The organism is Micromonospora sp. NPDC049089 (assembly GCF_040648775.1).
Classification (GTDB): domain Bacteria; phylum Actinomycetota; class Actinomycetes; order Mycobacteriales; family Micromonosporaceae; genus Micromonospora.
Map to the genome: position 1 here is coordinate 1 of NZ_JBEZEH010000048.1, position 16,659 is coordinate 16,659.

The 16,659-nt window shown below is 72.1% G+C and carries 16 protein-coding genes; 10 read left to right on the forward strand and 6 right to left on the reverse strand.

Features of this window, described 5'->3' with window-relative positions; all coding sequences use genetic code 11:
* The first annotated feature begins 195 nt into the window (after nt 1-195).
* Together AB0B48_RS11210 and AB0B48_RS11215 are read left to right on the forward strand one after the other, a co-directional pair.
* Nucleotides 196-777, forward strand: a complete 582-nt coding sequence (locus AB0B48_RS11210; protein ID WP_357199192.1) for an RNA polymerase sigma factor — start codon at nt 196-198, stop codon at nt 775-777.
* Entirely contained in the window at nt 770-1,489 is a 720-nt protein-coding gene (locus AB0B48_RS11215) for a hypothetical protein (protein WP_357199195.1), read from the forward strand. The genes AB0B48_RS11210 and AB0B48_RS11215 overlap by 8 nt, the downstream gene beginning before the upstream one ends.
* On the opposite strand, the gene AB0B48_RS11220 is transcribed toward AB0B48_RS11215, so the two are convergent.
* Nucleotides 1,486-2,262 carry a maleylpyruvate isomerase family mycothiol-dependent enzyme gene (locus AB0B48_RS11220; protein WP_357199198.1) on the reverse strand — a complete coding sequence of 259 codons (777 nt, stop codon included), beginning with the start codon at nt 2,260-2,262 and terminating at the stop codon, nt 1,486-1,488. The genes AB0B48_RS11215 and AB0B48_RS11220 overlap by 4 nt on opposite strands.
* Before the next feature lie 146 nt (nt 2,263-2,408).
* On the opposite strand from AB0B48_RS11220, the gene AB0B48_RS11225 reads away from it, so the two are divergent.
* The 3 genes from AB0B48_RS11225 (at nt 2,409) to ileS (ending at nt 7,040) form a co-directional block, all read left to right on the forward strand.
* The gene (locus tag AB0B48_RS11225; RefSeq protein WP_357199201.1) at nt 2,409-2,915 is read left to right on the forward strand and encodes a hypothetical protein; all 507 of its coding nucleotides are present in this window, start codon (nt 2,409-2,411) and stop codon (nt 2,913-2,915) included.
* A gap of 30 nt (nt 2,916-2,945) precedes the next feature.
* On the forward strand, nt 2,946-3,614 hold the full coding sequence (locus AB0B48_RS11230) for a hypothetical protein (RefSeq protein WP_357199204.1): 669 nt from the start codon (nt 2,946-2,948) through the stop codon (nt 3,612-3,614).
* Nucleotides 3,615-3,893: 279 nt separating this feature from the next.
* On the forward strand, nt 3,894-7,040 hold the full coding sequence (ileS, locus tag AB0B48_RS11235) for an isoleucine--tRNA ligase (RefSeq protein ID WP_357199206.1): 3,147 nt from the start codon (nt 3,894-3,896) through the stop codon (nt 7,038-7,040).
* A gap of 19 nt (nt 7,041-7,059) precedes the next feature.
* Here the strand turns inward: ileS and AB0B48_RS11240 are convergent, their stop codons facing one another.
* Together AB0B48_RS11240 and AB0B48_RS11245 are read right to left on the reverse strand one after the other, a co-directional pair.
* Nucleotides 7,060-7,956, reverse strand: coding sequence for an aldo/keto reductase (locus AB0B48_RS11240; protein ID WP_357199209.1), 897 nt, complete (start codon nt 7,954-7,956; stop codon nt 7,060-7,062).
* A gap of 73 nt (nt 7,957-8,029) precedes the next feature.
* A complete protein-coding gene (locus AB0B48_RS11245) occupies nt 8,030-9,283 on the reverse strand; it encodes an MFS transporter (protein WP_357199212.1) in 1,254 nt (417 codons plus the stop codon).
* Between the two features lie 159 nt (nt 9,284-9,442).
* On the opposite strand from AB0B48_RS11245, the gene AB0B48_RS11250 reads away from it, so the two are divergent.
* Together AB0B48_RS11250 and AB0B48_RS11255 are read left to right on the forward strand one after the other, a co-directional pair.
* Nucleotides 9,443-10,435: a LacI family DNA-binding transcriptional regulator gene (locus AB0B48_RS11250; protein ID WP_357199215.1), complete on the forward strand. Its 993-nt coding sequence runs from the start codon at nt 9,443-9,445 to the stop codon at nt 10,433-10,435.
* 91 nt (nt 10,436-10,526) lie between these two features.
* Nucleotides 10,527-11,234, forward strand: coding sequence for a phospholipase (locus AB0B48_RS11255; protein WP_357199218.1), 708 nt, complete (start codon nt 10,527-10,529; stop codon nt 11,232-11,234).
* Nucleotides 11,235-11,267: 33 nt separating this feature from the next.
* On the opposite strand, the gene AB0B48_RS11260 is transcribed toward AB0B48_RS11255, so the two are convergent.
* Both AB0B48_RS11260 and AB0B48_RS11265 read right to left on the reverse strand, forming a co-directional pair.
* Nucleotides 11,268-12,392, reverse strand: a complete 1,125-nt coding sequence (locus AB0B48_RS11260; RefSeq protein WP_357199221.1) for an FUSC family protein — start codon at nt 12,390-12,392, stop codon at nt 11,268-11,270.
* Nucleotides 12,393-12,932: 540 nt separating this feature from the next.
* Nucleotides 12,933-13,562, reverse strand: coding sequence for a TetR/AcrR family transcriptional regulator (locus tag AB0B48_RS11265; protein WP_357199224.1), 630 nt, complete (start codon nt 13,560-13,562; stop codon nt 12,933-12,935).
* 67 nt (nt 13,563-13,629) lie between these two features.
* Between AB0B48_RS11265 and AB0B48_RS11270 the strand changes: the two genes are divergently transcribed.
* On the forward strand, nt 13,630-14,793 hold the full coding sequence (locus AB0B48_RS11270; RefSeq protein ID WP_357199227.1) for an FAD-dependent oxidoreductase: 1,164 nt from the start codon (nt 13,630-13,632) through the stop codon (nt 14,791-14,793).
* Here AB0B48_RS11270 and AB0B48_RS11275 read toward each other — a convergent pair.
* Complete coding sequence (locus tag AB0B48_RS11275) at nt 14,763-15,227, reverse strand: NUDIX domain-containing protein (RefSeq protein ID WP_357199230.1); 465 nt, start codon at nt 15,225-15,227, stop codon at nt 14,763-14,765. The two genes, AB0B48_RS11270 and AB0B48_RS11275, sit on opposite strands and share 31 nt — an antisense overlap.
* A 170-nt stretch (nt 15,228-15,397) precedes the next feature.
* Here AB0B48_RS11275 and AB0B48_RS11280 point away from each other — a divergent pair, with 170 nt between their 5' ends.
* The gene (locus tag AB0B48_RS11280; protein ID WP_357199233.1) at nt 15,398-16,180 is read left to right on the forward strand and encodes a DUF3153 domain-containing protein; all 783 of its coding nucleotides are present in this window, start codon (nt 15,398-15,400) and stop codon (nt 16,178-16,180) included.
* A gap of 143 nt (nt 16,181-16,323) precedes the next feature.
* Nucleotides 16,324-16,659 carry a hypothetical protein gene (locus AB0B48_RS11285; RefSeq protein WP_355007395.1) on the forward strand — a complete coding sequence of 112 codons (336 nt, stop codon included), beginning with the start codon at nt 16,324-16,326 and terminating at the stop codon, nt 16,657-16,659.

A 16,659-nucleotide genomic window follows, 5' to 3' on the forward strand; every position in this document is an offset into this window, starting at 1 on the left:
CTCGCGGGTCGCCTCCCGGTCCAGCTTCGTCGGGGTCGCCTCGGCACCCCGTGACCGGCGACTGAACCAGCTCATGACCAGCCCCTCTCCTCGACACCTCTCCCAGTGCACCACCAAATCCTGGCAATACGCTGCACAGCGGATGGGAGCAACCTGACCCACGCCGGGTGGAACCCGCGGCGGGTGGGCGGTGTCATGAGTGTGATCCGAACGGAGGCTCCCCTGGACGACGAGACGCTCGTCACCCGCGCTCGGGCAGGTGACCCGGAGGCGTACGACCTCCTGGTCACCCGGCACACCGCGTCCGCGTACCGGACAGCGGTGCTGCTCGGCGCGGGTTCGGACTCCGAGGACGTCATCCAGGAGGCGTTTGTGAAGGCGTACCGGAAGCTGTCCCGTTACCGGGGTGACGCGTCCTTCCGGTCGTGGCTGCTCGCGATCGTCGCGAACGAAACCCGCAACCTGCACCGCTCCCGTGGCCGGCGCGACGGGCTCGTCCTGCGGGCGGCGGCAGCGGACCCGAGGTCGGAGATCGCCGAGGACGACGCGGTCGCCGCGGTCCTCGCCGGGGAGCGCCGGAGGTCGCTGGTGCAGGCGCTGCGGCAACTGCCAACACGGGACCGCGAGGTCATCGTCTGCCGGTTCTTCCTCGACCTCACCGAGGAGGAGACGGTGTCGGCTCTGGGCTGGCCCCGGGGCACCGTGAAGTCGCGTACGTCCCGGGCGCTGGCGAAGCTGCGCGGCCTGCTCGACAGTGCGGAGGTCCGGCATGGGTGACCTCGAACGGGAACTGCGCGACCTGTCCGCCTGGCTGGACACCCCCGATCCGCCCGACGTGACCGCCCGTGTCCGCGTACGACTGGGCACGCCCGCGCCCCGGCGGCGCCGGTGGCGGTCGCTCGCCGCGGTGGCGTTCGTCGCCCTGCTGGTGGCGCTGTTGCCGCCGACGCGTGCCGCGATCGCCGACGCCGTCACCGGGCTGCTGCGCTTCGCCGGGGTCAGCATCGCCACCTCACCCGCCCCGGTGCCGCCCGGCGGCACCGCGTCGCCGTTGCCCGGCCAGCGGACCGTCGCCCTGGCCGAGGCCCAGCGGGCGGTGCGGTTTCCGATCCGCCTGCCGGCGAAGCTGGGGCCGCCCGAACAGGTACTGGTCGCCGACCCGGACGCCACGGGCCGGTACCGGGTGGCGACGCTGCTCTACGACGGAGGCGCGCTGCGCGTCGACGCGTTCGACGGCCACCTCGACCTGGCCTTCCACAAGGAGATCACCCCGCCGGGCGCGAACTGGGTCCAGGTGAACGGCGACTTCGCCGTCTGGGTCGACGGCCCACACGCGTTGTCCTACGTGGACCGGGCGGGTGAGATCCGCAGGGAGACCGCCCGACTTGCCGCCTCGACGCTGATCTGGCAGGACAACGACGTGAGCTACCGGCTTGAGGGGGCCCTCACCAAGGCCGAGGCGATCGAGATCGCGCGTTCTGTGGGCTAGTGCGCGTTCGGGTCCCAGTCCGCGAGCTGCTCCATCGGCTTGGTGTCGCCCGTGGTTTCCAGGCCGTCGAGCGGGACGCGATCGTAGAAGTAGAGGATCATTTCGCTCGCTGCGCCTCGCATCGCCATGTCGCCCGGCTCCGCGTCGGCGGCGAGGTCGTCGCAGCGGACGCCGTCGGCGTTGAGGGTCAGGCGCCAGGAGCGGCCCTCGGTCGTGTGCAGGTCGATGGTCGCCGGCTCGAAGGGCCAGGGGACGGTCGTCGCCGCGACGGTCGTCAGGAACTCGTCGACGCCCTCGACCGCGACGTCCGTCGGCAGCGGCTGTGCCGCCCCCTGGGTGAGCTGGGCGTCGTAGGTGTGGACGGCCAGTTCCTGGACCTGGTGCCGGGCCACGGCTCCGCTGGTCTCCGGGGCCTGCGAGCGGCCCCACCAGGTCCAGCAGCCGCGGTCCGGGCCGGCCTCGCGCATCGCGTCGAGCATGAGCTCGGTCGACTCGGCGAGCCAGGCGTCGAGGGCTTCGCGGTTGCGGGGCGCGGTCGGGGCGCCCTTCGGGTCCGTCCTCGTCGGGGGCTCGGCGCCGGGGCCCGCCGCGACGATGGCGGCCTGGCGGCGGCGGCCGTCGCCGAGGTGCTGCGCCAGTTCGCGCAGCGTCCAGTCAGGGCAGGTCGGGACCTGGACGTCAAGGTCGGGCGCGGACGCGATCGCGGCGCGGAAGGCCGCCGAGCGGTCTTCGATCAGCCGCAGGACCTCGGGGAACTCCACAGTGTTCGGCACCCCGGATGTCTATCACCGCGCGCCGCCGCCGGACAGTGAATTTGTCGGCCCAGGAAGTTCGGCCCCGCCGAGCACCAGGAACCTGGCGGGCCTGGGCGGTGTCGGAAGGGTGCGGCGAGTCGTCGACGCGTACCGGAAGGAGCGAGATGGTTTCCTGGGGCAGGTTGGTGCTGGCATCCTCGGTGGTTCTGCTGGCGGGGTGCACGACCACGACCAGCGGGGCGGCGCCGACGGCGGGTGCGGCCACCACGACGAGCACCGCGACCGCCTGCGCGGCGCGGGTCGAGACGGGGTCCCTGCCGGACTGGGCGGACGCCGGGTTCAGCGGGGACGCGCGGGCTCCGCACGTCTTCGGCGCGAAGGGCGACATCGTGGCGGTGCTGTTCGCCCACCCACTGCGGCAGGTCCGGACGGACGGGTCGAACAACAAGATCCTGTGGGTGGCACGCGCCGCGACGACCTCCCCCGACCCGACCGCGCCGGCGACCCTGGAGATCACCGCGAGGCTGGACGGCACCGACACCCGGGTGATCCGGGAGGTTCCCGGTGGCCCCGGTCCGTCGATCGTCGACCTGCCCGAGGCTGGCTGCTGGCGCCTCGACCTGCGCTGGTCCGGGCACGCCGACACGATGGACCTGGTCTACGCCCCCTGAGCCAGCGCCGGGCCGCCTAGGCTGCCTGACGTGCAGGAGGACGAACGGGTAGCGGCGGCGGCCCGCAACAACGCCGAGTGGTGCGACATCGTCTGCGGCAGCCAGGGGTTGGCCGGACGTACCGACGCCGACGCCTGGTGGGTCCCCTACCGTTCGCCGCGGTGGTACCCGGACGCGGTCACCCTACGGCCGGGCGTCGACGCCGAGGCCCTGCTGTCCCGGATCGACGCCGGGCCGGGCGCGTCGGTGAAGGACAGCTTCGCCGACCTCGACCTGTCCGGGTACGGGTTCCGGGTGCTCTTCGACGCGCAGTGGATCCATCGGCCACCGACGGCACCACCTGTCGACACACCGCTGGCCCCGGTCACCACACCCGACGAGTTGGCGGCCTGGGCGGCGGCCCACGACGGCGGGGATCTGTTCCGCCCCGCGCTCCTGGCCGACCCCCGCGTACGGGTGCTCGCCCGCCACGACGACCGGGGTGTGGTCACCGGTGGTGCGGTGCTCAGCGGCGACGGCCCGTACGGCGTCTCCAACCTGTTCGCCCGCGTCGACACCTCCCGGGCCATCTGGCGCGCGGTGTGTGCCACAGTGCCCGACGCGCCGCTGTTCGGCTACGAGAGCACCCCGGAACTGACGCCGGCGCTCTCCGCTGGTTTCACGACCACCGGCCCTCTCCGCATCTGGCTGCACGGCTAGCGCTCCGGCCACGGGCTCCGCGCACCGGCAGCTATGCTGCTTGGCAACGGCACCGATCCGGCCATCACCGGGGAGCCTCCGGAAGAACGGGCAGTTCGACCGCCCCGGTAGAACCGGACGTAGCGGCACGTCACGTCGAGAAATTGAGCGGCGCCTGCACCGTCGAGGCGCAAGCGGGGTGGTACCGCGGAGTCCTGGCCATACGCCCGGCGCTTCGTCCCCGCGTGGGCAGTGAGCTGATGCCCCCGCGAGCGGACGTGAAGTGTAGGGAGAACGTCGGTGCCGGACGGTCCGTCGAAGTCGCCATTCGTGCCACTGCCCACCAAGATCGACCTTGGTGGGATGGACCGTGCGGTCATCGAGTGGTGGCAGGCCAACAACGTGTTCAACCGGAGTCTGGAGCAGACGGCCGACGGCCCGCCGTGGGTGTTCTACGAGGGCCCGCCGACCGCCAACGGCACGCCGGGCACCCACCATATCGAGGCGAGGGTCTTCAAGGACCTCTTTCCCCGGTACCGGACGATGCGGGGCTTCTCGGTGCCGCGCCGTGCCGGGTGGGACTGCCACGGCCTGCCCGTCGAGCTCGCGGTGGAGAAGGAACTGGGGCTCAGCGGCAAGGCCGACATCGAGAGGATGGGCGTCGCGGAGTTCAACGCCCTGTGCCGCACCTCGGTGCTGCGGCACGTCGACGAGTTCGTCCAGCTCAGCGAGCGTATGGGTTACTGGATCGACCTGGAGCATCCGTACCAGACCATGTCCCCGGAGTACGTGGACAGCGTCTGGTGGTCACTGAAGCAGATCCACGACGGCGGCCGGCTGGTGGAGGACTTCCGGGTCGCGCCGTACTGCACCCGCGACGGCACGACCCTGTCCGACCACGAGGTGGCGCAGGGGTACGAGACCGTCACCGACCCTTCCGTGTACGTGCGGTTTCCGGTGCGCGGGGACGTGGCTGGACACAGCGGTGTCGACCTGCTGATCTGGACCACCACCCCGTGGACCCTGGTGTCCAACACCGCCGTCGCCGTACACCCCGCTGTGACGTACGCCCTCGCCCGCACCGCGCAGGGCACGTTCGTCGTCGCCGAACCGCTGGCCCGGCGGGTCCTCGGCGACGAGGCGGAGATCCTGGCGACCGTACCCGGGTCGGCCCTTGAAGGACTGCGGTACGAGCGGCCGTTCGACCTGGTGGACATCCCGGACGCGCACCTCGTGGTCCTCGCGGAGTACGTCACGACCGAGGACGGCACCGGCCTCGTGCACCAGGCGCCGGCATTCGGCGCGGACGACCTCGCCGTCTGCCGCGCGTACGGGTTGCCGCTGGTCAACCCGGTCGCCCCGAACGGGCGGTTCAACGACGGCATCGACCTGGTCGGTGGGGTGTTCTTCAAGGACGCCGACGCGTTGCTGATCGACCGTCTCAGGCAGTCTGGCCGGTTGTTCCGGCACGAACCGTTCGAGCACCCCTACCCGCACTGCTGGCGGTGCCACACGCCGCTGATGTACTACGCGCAGCCGTCCTGGTACATCCGGACGACCGAGGTCCGCGACGAGCTGACGCGGGAGAATGAGCACACCAACTGGTTCCCGGAGCACATCAAACACGGCCGCTACGGCGACTGGCTGAAGAACAACATCGACTGGGCGGTATCCCGTTCCCGGTACTGGGGCACCCCGCTGCCGCTGTGGCGATGCCCGGACAACCACGTGACCGCCGTCGGTTCCCGTACTGAACTCGGGGAGCTGGCCGGCGCCGACCTGTCCGAGCTGGATCCGCACCGCCCGTACGTCGATGAGATCACCTTCGCCTGCCCGGACTGCGGCCGGACCGCCACCCGGGTCCCGGAGGTGATCGACGCCTGGTACGACTCCGGGGCCATGCCGTTCGCGTCGTTGGGCTACCCCCACGTGCCGGGTAGCAAAGAGATCTTCGAGCGCACCTACCCGGCCCAGTACATCTGCGAGGCGATCGACCAGACGCGGGGGTGGTTCTACACGCTGATGGCGGTGGGCACGCTGGTCTTCGACCGGTCCCCGTACGAGAACGTCGTCTGCCTCGGGCACATCCTGGCCGAGGACGGCCGCAAGATGAGCAAACACCTGGGCAACATCCTGCTGCCGATCCCGTTGATGGACACGCACGGCGCCGACGCGGTGCGCTGGTTCATGGCCTGCTCCGGCTCACCGTGGTCGCCGCGCCGGATCGGCCCCGGCCCGCTCGACGAGATCGTCCGCAAGGTGTTGATGACGTACTGGAACACCGCTGCGTTCTTCTCCCTCTACGCGGCGAACTCGACGTGGACGCCGCAACTGGCGCAGCCGGTCGCCCAGCGGCCGGTGTTGGACCGGTGGATCGTCGGCGAGGTCCACGCCCTCGCGGCCGCCGTCGACGAACGGATGCAGAACTACGACACGGCCCGCGCCGGCCGGCTGCTCGCCGACTTCATCGACGATCTGTCGAACTGGTACGTGCGGCGGTCGCGGCAGCGTTTCTGGGAGGGCGACCCCGACGCCCTCACCACCCTGTACGAGTGCATCGACATTCTCACGCGGCTACTGGCGCCCTTCGTTCCCTTCGTCACGGAGCAGTTGTGGCAGCAGGTCGTCCGGCCGGGTGCCGCGACGGCTGCGGAGTCGGTGCACCTGGCGACCTGGCCCACACCGGACACCACACTGATCAGTACGCAGTTGTCGGCCCAGGTGGCCACGGCGCGGGCGTTGGCCGAGGCGGGACGGTCCGCGCGTAAGGCGAGCAGTCTGCGGATCCGTCAGCCGTTGAGCCGGGCGCTCGTGGGGCTGCCGGCCGGCACCGTTCTCCCGCAGGCGTTGCTGGACGACATCGGCGACGAGTTGAACGTCAAGGTCCTCCAGCCGCTCGACGCCCAGAGCGGGGTCATCGACGTGCGGGTCAAAGCGAACTTCCGGACCCTGGGCCGCCGGTTCGGCAACCGCACCCAGCACGTCGCGACGGCGATTGCCGCCGTCGCCCCCCGCGACCTGGTCGACGGCGTCCGGGCGAACGGGTCGTACCCGCTGTCGGTCGACGGTACGCAGGTCGAGGTGGGCCTGGACGACATCCTGATCACGGAGGTGCCGCGCACCGGTTGGGTCGTGGAGTCCCAGCGTGGCGCGACGATCGCGTTGGACACCGAGATCACCCCCGAACTGGCGGCCGAGGGCGTCGCACGCGACGTCGTCCGCATCATCCAGCAGGCCCGCCGCGACGCCGACTTCGAGGTCTCCGACCGGATCACGGTGTCGATCGCCGCCCCCGCGGACGTCGCGGCGGCGGTCTCCGCGCATCAGAAGCTCATCGCGCACGAGACCCTCGCGCTCCAGCTGACGGTCACGGACGCGTTGTCGGAGGGGTTCTCCGGCACTGTGGGCGATGGTCAGGAGATTGTGGTGCACGTCGTGCGGGCCTGAGCGGTGACGGGGTGGACGATCAACGGAGACGGGTCAGGTCTTCCGGGGTCAGGCGTAGGGCTCCAGCGGCGACGTTCTGCGCCAGGTGCTCCGGGTCCGCGGTGCCGGGGATGGCGAGCACGTGGGGGCCCTGGTGCAGGGTCCAGGCGAGGCGTACCTGCTGCGGGGTGACGCCGTGGGCGCGGGCGACGGCCTCGACGGCCTCGCCCTGCGCGGTGCTCGCGCCCGCCTCCCGCCCGGTGCCGGCCAGCGCGAAGAACGGCACGTAGGCGATGCCCCGCTCACCGCAGAGCCGGACGAACGCGTCCTGCTCCCGGTAGGCGTCCACCCCGTAGTTGTTCTGCACGCAGACCACCGGCGCGATGCCCGTCACCTCGTCCAGCTGTTCCGGCCGGACGTTGGAGAGCCCGAGGTGCCGGATCAGCCCGGCGGCCCGCAACTCGGCGAGCGCGCCGAACCGGTCGGCCACCGGCACCGCACCCGACCCTCGGCCGAGGCGCAGGTTCACCACGTCGAGCTGGTCGCGGCCGAGCCGGCGAAGGTTCTCCTCCACCTGGGCCCGCAACTGCGCCGGGGTGAACGCCTCGGTGAAGCCCGCCTCCGGGTCGTACCCGAAACCGACCTTGGTGGCGATCACCAGGTCCTTCGGGTACGGGGCGAGCGCCGCGCGGATCAGCTCGGTGGCGTAGCGGGCAGGTCCGGTGCCGACGCGTAGGGTGCCGCCGGGCGAGACGTAGAACGCGGCGGTGTCGATGTGGTTGACGCCCAGCTCCACGGCGCGGCGCAGCAGGGCGACGGCCCGGTCAGGGTCGGGGTTCGCGGTGATCCGCATGGAGCCGAAGCCCATCCGGCGCACTGTGCGGTCGCCCAGGGTCCAGGTGCCCGCCGCGGCGGCGGTGATCTCATCGGTTGGCATCGGGCGACCCTAACCAGCTCGGGTACGTGACGCAGTCGGCCACGCACCCGATACCGCCCGACGGCGGAGTGGGTTAGTTTTTAGTGGCGGAGGAAACCGCGTGCGGCGGGCGCAGCACCGGCACCAGCAGCAGGGTCGGCAGCAGCAGCAACGGCACCGCCAGCAACGCGCGTAGGGTGCCGACCTCGTCGCCGACCAGCCCCAGCAACGGCGGGCCACCGAGGAACGCGGTGTAGCCGATCACCGCGACCACGCTCACCCGCACCGCCGCGTGCGCCTCGTCGTCGGCCGCCGCGCTCATCCCGACCGGGAAGCCCAACGACGCACCCAGGCCCCACAGCGCGACGCCGATGACAGCCACCGGCCCGGAGCCCGCCAGCACCGCCAGGCCGGCGCCGACCACGGCGAGGCCGATGGTGCCGCTGAGCACCGGCACCCGACCCCACCGGTCCAGCGCGATGGTGCCGACGGTGCGTCCGACGGTCATGCCGACCACGAAGACCGCGAAGACCGCCGCGCCGGCGGCCTCGCTCAACTCCCGTCCATCGATGAACGCCACGGCCAGCCAGTCGTTGGCGGCACCCTCGGTGAACGCCGCCACCAGCACGAACAGCCCGATCAGCAGGGTGCGCGGCTCCCGCCAGGCAGCGAGCTGAGCCCGGCGGCGGGCAGCCGGGGTGGCGTCCGCCGGGTCGCCGGTGTGATCGCTGCCCACGGGCATGAACGTCCGGGCGGCGAGCGCGGTGCCGGTCAACACGACAACCGCCACAGCGACGAGATGCGCGCCGACCGACACGTCGAACCGGGCCGCCCCGGCGCCCAGCGCCGCTCCGGCCACCGAGCCGAGGCTCCACCCGGCGTGGAACCGGGGCATGATCGTACGAGCCAGCCGCCGTTCCACCGCCGCGCCCTCGACGTTCATCGCCACGTCGCAGGCGCCGGAGCCGTAGCCGAGAGCGACAAGTCCCAGGGCGACGACGGCGAACGACCCGGTCATCGTGGCGCCCAGGCCCGCCACGGTCAGGCCGACCGCGACCACCCCGGTGGCGAGGGTGACGGTGCGGGCCGCGCCGAGACGCTGGGCGAGCAGGCCGGCCGTTGGCATGGCGAGCAACGCGCCGACGCTCATCGCCAGCAGCAGCAACCCGAGTCGGCCGGCGGAGAGGTCCAACGCCTCCCGGACCGCCGGAACGCGGGAGAACCAGCTACCCACGGCCAGCCCGTTGAGGGTGAAGGTGACAGCGACGCCGTTGCGGGCGAGCCGCACCGTCCGCAGGGTCGGCGACGCGGTTTCCGGGGCTAACGGGCGACTGGTGGGGGCGCTCACGAGGGTAAGTCCTCTTTCTCGGGGTGATCTCCTGGCACGATCGCACACCTGAGAGCGCTACCACCACAACCGGGCACCGCCCCTTACCGCTGCTGGACCGGCCGGGGCATGATGGGCAGGCGTTGGTCCCCACCTGACGGGCCGCCGCAGGAGGCGACGATGACGACAGCGGCACACCGACCTGCCACTCTTGAGGACGTGGCCCGGGTCGCCGGGGTGTCCCGGTCCACGGCGTCGCGGGTGATCGCCGGCACGGGATTCGCCTCGCCGGCCGCCCGGAAACAGGTCACGGCGGCCGTCGACCAGCTCGGCTACGTGCCCAACCCGGCCGCGCGGGCGCTGGTCCACGGCCGAGGCGGCGTACGCCTGGTCGTTGCCGTTCTGGGCACCAGCGCCGCCGTGCTGGACGACCCGTACGTGAACCAGGTGGTCGGCGCGGCCGCCCGGGTGTGCACGCCCGCCGGTGTCGGGGTGGCCCTGTGCTGGCTGCCGTTCGGCGACCCCCGCAGCCTCGACCAACTCGAGGGCGATCGCAGTGTGTGCGGGGTGATCCTGGTCAACACCACCGAGGAGCTGCTGGCGGCGGTGCCCCGGTCGCTGCGTGGTCGAGTGGTCTCGATCGGCATCGGCTCGGCGACAGTTCCCTCGTTCGACGTCGACAACGCCGCCGGCTCCGAGGCGGTGCTGCGTCATCTGTACGCCTCGGGGCGCCGCCGGATCGCCATGGTGACCGGCCCCCGGTGGCTGCCCTGCGCGCAACGCCCCGTGCAGACGTACCGCCGGCTGATGGCCGAGACCGGCCTACCGGAGCGGATACTGCCCGGGGACTTCCGGGCGGCGCGCGGCCGGACGGCGGCCGGCGAGGCGCTGCGCCGCTGGCCGGACATCGACGCCATCTACGCGATCAGCGACGACACCGCGCTCGGGGTGATCGCTGGCCTGCGCGACGCCGGCGCGCAGGTGCCCGACGACGTCGCGGTGGCCGGCTTCGACGACATTCCGTTGGCCGGGATGACCGCCCCGGCGCTGACCACGGCGAGTCATCCGGTCGGGCGGATCGCCGGCGCCGCAGCCACCGCTCTGCTGGAGGGGCGCCCGGCTGCCCCGGTGACCCTCTTCCCGTCCGCACTGGTGGCACGGGCCAGCGCTTGAGTCGACGTCCGGTCGAGCACGCTCACGGTTAACCAGTGACGGGCCGGGTAACCGCGTCGGAGCTTCCGTCCACCGTGAGGAGCGCCGAGGAGTGTCCGACTCCGCGCCGTCGCACTGGGACCCGGCGCCGAGCCCCCGGGACGGCCGGTTGACCGTCCGCCGGCACCCCCCGGAGGCGCCGGGCCGCACCGGGCTGGTGCCGATGACCGGCCCCGACGGTGACCGGCTGGCCCTGGGGTACGCCCCGGAGCCGGCGACCGACGGTTCGGCGTACCGGTTGGTGCTGCTCCTGCACGGTGCGGGCGGCTCGGCGCGACAGGGGCTGGACCTGCTGTTGCCAGTCGCGGACGCGCATCACCTGCTGCTGGTCGCCCCGGACTCGTCAGCGGCCAGTTGGGACCTGATCGCCGGTGGCTTCGGGGCGGACGTGGGGCGCATCGACGGGCTGTTGGCGACCGTCTTCGACACCTACCCGGTGGCCGACGTGACGGTCGGCGGCTTTTCCGACGGTGCCTCGTACGCGCTGTCGCTGGGCTTGGCGAACGGGGATCTGGTCGACGCGGTGCTGGCCTTCTCCCCCGGTTTCGCCGCGCCACCGGTCACCCACGGCCGGCCACGGATCTTCATCTCGCACGGCGTCGACGACCGGGTGTTGCCCATCGACGTGTGCAGCCGCCGTCTCGTTCCCCACCTGCACGACCTCGGCTACGACGTGACCTACCAGGAGTTCCCCGGCGGCCACGACATTCCCGCCCCGATCCGCGACGCCGCCACCACCTGGCTGACCGCCCATCCTTGAAGGGCGGGGAACCAGCGTTGAGCAGTGCGGACATCAGACCGGTGGGAGGCCCAGGGCTTCGTCGACGCGGGCGAGAACGGCGGCGTCGTCCTCCGGGTTGACGCCGCGCAGCAGGTCGATGGCCGTCGCCCGGACCTGACCGATGATCATCGCTAGCGGGAGGGTCTGCGTGGGGCCGAAGAGCTGCCCGGCGGCGTGCACCGCGGCCAGCGCCGACTCGTCGGCCCGACTGGCGTGCCCGTCGGCGGTCTCCTCCTGCCCGTCGAGGTCGGCGGCGAGGGCGGCACCGGCCTGACGGACCGCCTCGGCCAGTGACCGTAGGGCGACGCCCAGCTCGGGCGGAACAGGAGTGTGCAGCCGGCTGAGGGTCACCCCCGCACGGGCCAGCACGCGGACGTTGCGGACCGCGTAGTCGATCTGTCGGATCGACTCGTCCACCGAACGCAGCCGACCGATGTGCCGACGTCGACGGACGTTGAGCCGCAGCGCCTCACCGGCGGCCAGCACACCGTCGCGCAGCCCGTCGACCCGGGCGTCCATCCCCCGCGCCTGCCTCAGCGCGGCGACCGCCGCCGGCTCGTCACGGTCGTTCAGCGCGTCGGCGATCCCGCCCAGCAGACCAGCCAGCTCGTCGAAGGTCCGCCGCACCTCGGCGACCAGCGGGGCCAGCGGATGCCGGGCGTCGACCAGCAGGCTGGCCGCGAGGGCGACCGCGCCGCCGACCAGCGCGTCGACGAAGCGGAACGGCACCAACGAGCCGTCCGGCGGTGCGACCACCACCAGGTAGAGCGCGGAAACGGCGGCCTGCACCAGCGTCACGCCGGTGGCGCCGAAGGCCACCGCCAGGAGGACTGTGAGCAGGATGACGGTGAACACCGTCCAGGTGCTGCCCGGGCCGAGCGCCTGCACCACCAGGTCCGCGACGAGCACCCCGGCGGCGACCCCGAGGATGACCTCGACGGCCCGGCGGATGCGCTGCCCCCGGGCCTGTCCGAGGACGATCAGCGCGGCGGCCGGCGCGAAGAAGGGCTGTGGGTGCCCGAGCAACTGGGTGGCCAGCAGCCAGGCCACCGTCGCCGCGACGGTTGCCTCCAACACCGGCCGCCAGCCGTGCCGCAGCCGGCCGCCGGCCGTCCGCAGGCCCCTGAACCGCACCATCGCCCAACCTCTCCACCCCGCTGGGCCACCCGCCAGACCGCCCCAACGCCAAGCCGCCAAGCCGCCAAGCCGCCAGACCGCCAGACCGCCAGGCCGTCAAGCCGTCAAGCCGTCAAGCCGTCAAGCCGTCAAGCCGTCAGCTCACCACATCCGCCACCAGCTCACGCCGGCACACCGCAGCACGCCGTTCGCTCCCCCTTTGGAGCTGATGCCATAAACGAATCAGGCGCGATGTCGTAAACGATTCAGCTCCAAAGGGCCGGCCCACCGCACCATGCCGGCGGCCACGGCATCCCGTGGCGATCGTCTCCCATCACGCGTCGGACCTGATCACCGGGCTGCTGTGCGACCCTCCCGGGTGCAGGCGCGCAGACGGGCCCCCACGCCGTCGGGCCCACGCACCACCAAGCCCGCACACGCTCCGGCCCACGCGCCACCAAGCCCAAGAGACCATCGGGCCTGCGCGCGGCCAGCCCAAGACACCATCGGCCCGCGCGCGGGCAGGCGCGGCGTCCCGCTCGGCGACCGGCGCCGGTCGGGTCAGCTTCCGGTGAGGGCGCGCAGCAGCGTACGGACGGCGGCGCTCAGGTCGGCGCGGCTGGCGACCGTACCGGGCGGTGGGGCGCTGAGTGCGCCCGCGCCGGCCAGCCGGTCGAAGAGCAGCCCGTCCACGAACGCCACGAACTGGTCGCCCTGCCGATCAGGGTCGGTGGCCCCGGCCCGGGTCAGCAGGTACCGGGCCTGCACCCGCAGGCCGGTGCCGTGCTGCAGGATGCCGCGCAGCTCGGGCCGGTGCACCGCCTCCAGAAGGCACGCGTAGCGGGCGAGGCTCCGGCTGCGTCCGGTGCTCAACCAGCGGTCGAGCACCTCGGCGACGCCGGCGGCGAGCGCGTCGAGGTCGCCGCTGTCGAGCCGGGGCGCAGGGGTCGGGGGTGGCGGGCCGGTCGGCAGGTCGTACGCCGCCAGGTCGGCCCGGTCCCGCTCGGCGAGCCGTCCCACCACCGCCTCGATCAGCGCCTGCCGGGTCCGCAGGTACGCGGAGGTGGTGCCCGGCGGCATTCCGGCGCGGCCGTCGACCGCACGGTGGGTCAGGGCTCGCATGCCACCGTCGGCGATCAATTCGATGGCCGCGTCGGTCAGTGTCGCGATCCGGTTCCCCCGCGCCGTCATGGCACTCCTCCCTCCCGGTGGTCCGGAGGTAGTATCGCTCTTCTACAGGTGTAGAAGGAGGATCGACATGGACGACTCACACGCGGTGGTGGTCGGCGCCGGCATCGGCGGGTTGAGCGCGGCGCTCGCCCTGCACCGGCACGGATGGCGGGTCACCGTCCTGGAGCGCGCCCCCGAGATGCGCGAGGTCGGCGCCGGCCTGAGCCTGATGGCGAACGCGGTGCGCGCGCTGGACGCCCTCGGACTCGGCCCAGCCCTGCGCCGGGGCGGACACGGTGAGGCGCCCGGCGGAATGCGCGACCGGCACGGGCGGTGGTTGTCCCGGGTGGAGGCCGCGGAGATGATCAGGCAGCTGGGCACCACGGCGCTCGGCGTGCACCGGGCCACGCTGCACCGCACCCTGCGCGAGGCCCTGCCGGCGTCGTCCCTGCACACCTCCGCCACAGTGGAGCACGTCGAGTCGGGCCCGGACAGCGCCGAGGTGCGCTATCAGGGCCCTGACGGCCCCCACACGGTCACCGCCGATCTGGTGGTCGGCGCCGACGGCCTGCGCAGCCGGGTCCGCGCCCAACTCTGGCCGCAACACCCCGGTCCGGTGTACGCCGGATCGACGACGTGGCGGGCGGCCATCGCCTTTCCCTATCCGATCCCGGCAGCCATCACCTGGGGGCCGGGAGCCGAGTTCGGCATGGTGCCGATCGGCGACGGCCAGCTCTACTGGTACGGCGCACTGAACGCCCCGCCCGGCGGCCACGCTCCCGACGAGCTGGCGGCAGTGCGGGAGCACTTCGGCGATTGGCACGCCCCCATCCCGGCGCTTCTCGCGGCAACCCCACCCGACGTCGTGCTGCGCAACGACATCCACCACCTGGCCGAGCCGCTGCCCTCGTACGTGCGGGGGCGGGTGGCCTTGCTCGGCGACGCGGCCCACCCGATGACGCCCAACCTGGGGCAGGGCGCCGGACAGGCGATCGAGGACGCTGTGGTGCTCGGCGCGGTCTGCGCCGGCGGCGCAGGGCACGTGCCCGTTGCCCTGGCGGCGTACGACGAGCAGCGTCGACCACGCAGTCAGTCAGTTGCCCGTGCCTCCTACGTCGCTGGAAGGTTCGGACAGCAGCTGCACAACCCGGTCGCCTTCGCGATGCGGACCGTCGCGTTGCGGCTCATCCCGAGCCGGCTGGCCCTGCGCAGCATGGCTCGCTACGCGGACTGGCGACCGCCGGCGGTCTGAGCCGGGCCAGCGATCCGGCCGGTGGCCAGGGCGGCGTACTCAGCCGAGGCGAGGAACTCGGTCAACACCTCCACGGTGCCCGGCGTCCAGGGACGACCGTCGAGCACCTCGGCACCCGGGACGAAGAGCATCGCCGCGCCCTCGCCGAGCACGACGTCCTCCTGCCGGGCCCTGGTGGTGCCGAGGAAGTAGTGCTTCACCCGGGCCAGCTCGGGCAGCGACTGCACGGCGACCGGTTGCAGCGGCCCGTCGGCCCGCAGGCCGGTCTCCTCCAACAACTCCCGCTCGGCGGTCTGCTCCGGCGTCTCCCCCGGCTCGCCGTGGCCGCCGGGCAGCCCCCACACGTTCGGGTGGTGCGTCGCGTCGCCGTCGCGCAGTTGCAACAGCAGCTGCCCGTCGGGATCTACCAGCAGGACGCACGCGACAATTCTCATCCGGCCAGACTACGGCCGGCGAGGAGCCGTCGTGGCCCCAAAGCTCCAGAATAGTCATTCGGGGCGTCGGCGGCACTAATCAAAGGCGACAGTGCGCCGGTACAATCGGCGACTTCGTTGTGACCGATCGCTGACTGCTGATGGTGAAAGCGATCACACACACTGAGCCCATGAACAGGAGAGTCAACCGCGGTAGGGCACTCCGCGTCGCGGTGTGCCTCCTTCTTCTCGCCGCGCTGAGCGGCTGTATGCAGCTCAACATGGGGTTGACCGTCAACGCCGACGACACTGTCGACGGGCAGCTCCTGCTGACGGCCCAGAAGTCCGTGCTGAGCAGTCGCAACAAGAACCTCCCGGTCGCCTTCGCGGAGTTGCGGCAGAACATCCCCGCCCTGCCGGCGGGCGAGGAAACCCTTTACCAGGACGACACTTTCTACGGCTCCCAGATCAGTTACCGCAAGGCGCCGCTGGCCGGTTTCGACACCGAGAGCGTGAAACTGGTCAGGGACGGCGATCTTTACCGCTTCACGCTGCCGCTCGATCCCAAGAAATATGGCGGAAAGGTTGCGGAACAGAATCCGCAGAACCAACAGGCGTTCCTCAAGCTCATGTCGTTCGAGATCTCGGTGACATTTCCCGGCCGGGTGATCGACAGCAATGGCTCCGTCAACGGCCGGTCGGTCAGTTGGAAGGTCGATCCCAACCAGGACAAGCCAGCCGAGCTGCGGGCCGTGGCCGAGGCGCCACCACGACCGTCCACCTCGCCGGTTGCCGCCGGCGAGGAGGACGACGGCGGATTCCCCTGGCTGTTCGTCGTCGGCGGTGTCCTCCTCCTGCTGCTGCTCGCCGCGGTGGGCGTACTCCTGATTCGCCGCCGTCACCCCGCGGCGCCGGCGGCGCCCGGTCCGACCCCGCCGCCGGGCCCTCCCGCCGGCGCCCCGGGGCCCGGCTGATCCACCTGGTGGCCGGCTCGGCCGGCCACGCCCGGCCCCGGCCGCCCCCGAGACGACGGCGACCGGCCCCGGTGCTCCCCGCAGGGGCACCGGACCTCACCACCACCACATCCCGGTCGCACCATCGCAGAAGGGGGATCGTCATGAACGATCTCTTCACCTGGGCAGCCCTGGGGACCATCGCCGGCGCGAGCGCCGCCACCCTGCTGGCCACCAACGTCATCGGCGGGCTGATCGGCCCGAGCGGCGACAAGCTCCGCAAGTGGATCGCCATCGCCATCGCGTTGCTGCTGTCCTACGTGACAGCGGCGTTCGCCGACGAGGCCGGCGGCGAGAAGTGGGTCATCGCGTTCTTCAACGCGCTGGTCATCTTCTCCGCCGCACTCGGCGTCAACCAGTTCCCGCCCGGCAATCGACAGGCGACGCCGACCCAGGTCGCGAGCGGTCGTGAGCCCCGAGTCTTCCGTTCCTGGGTCTGA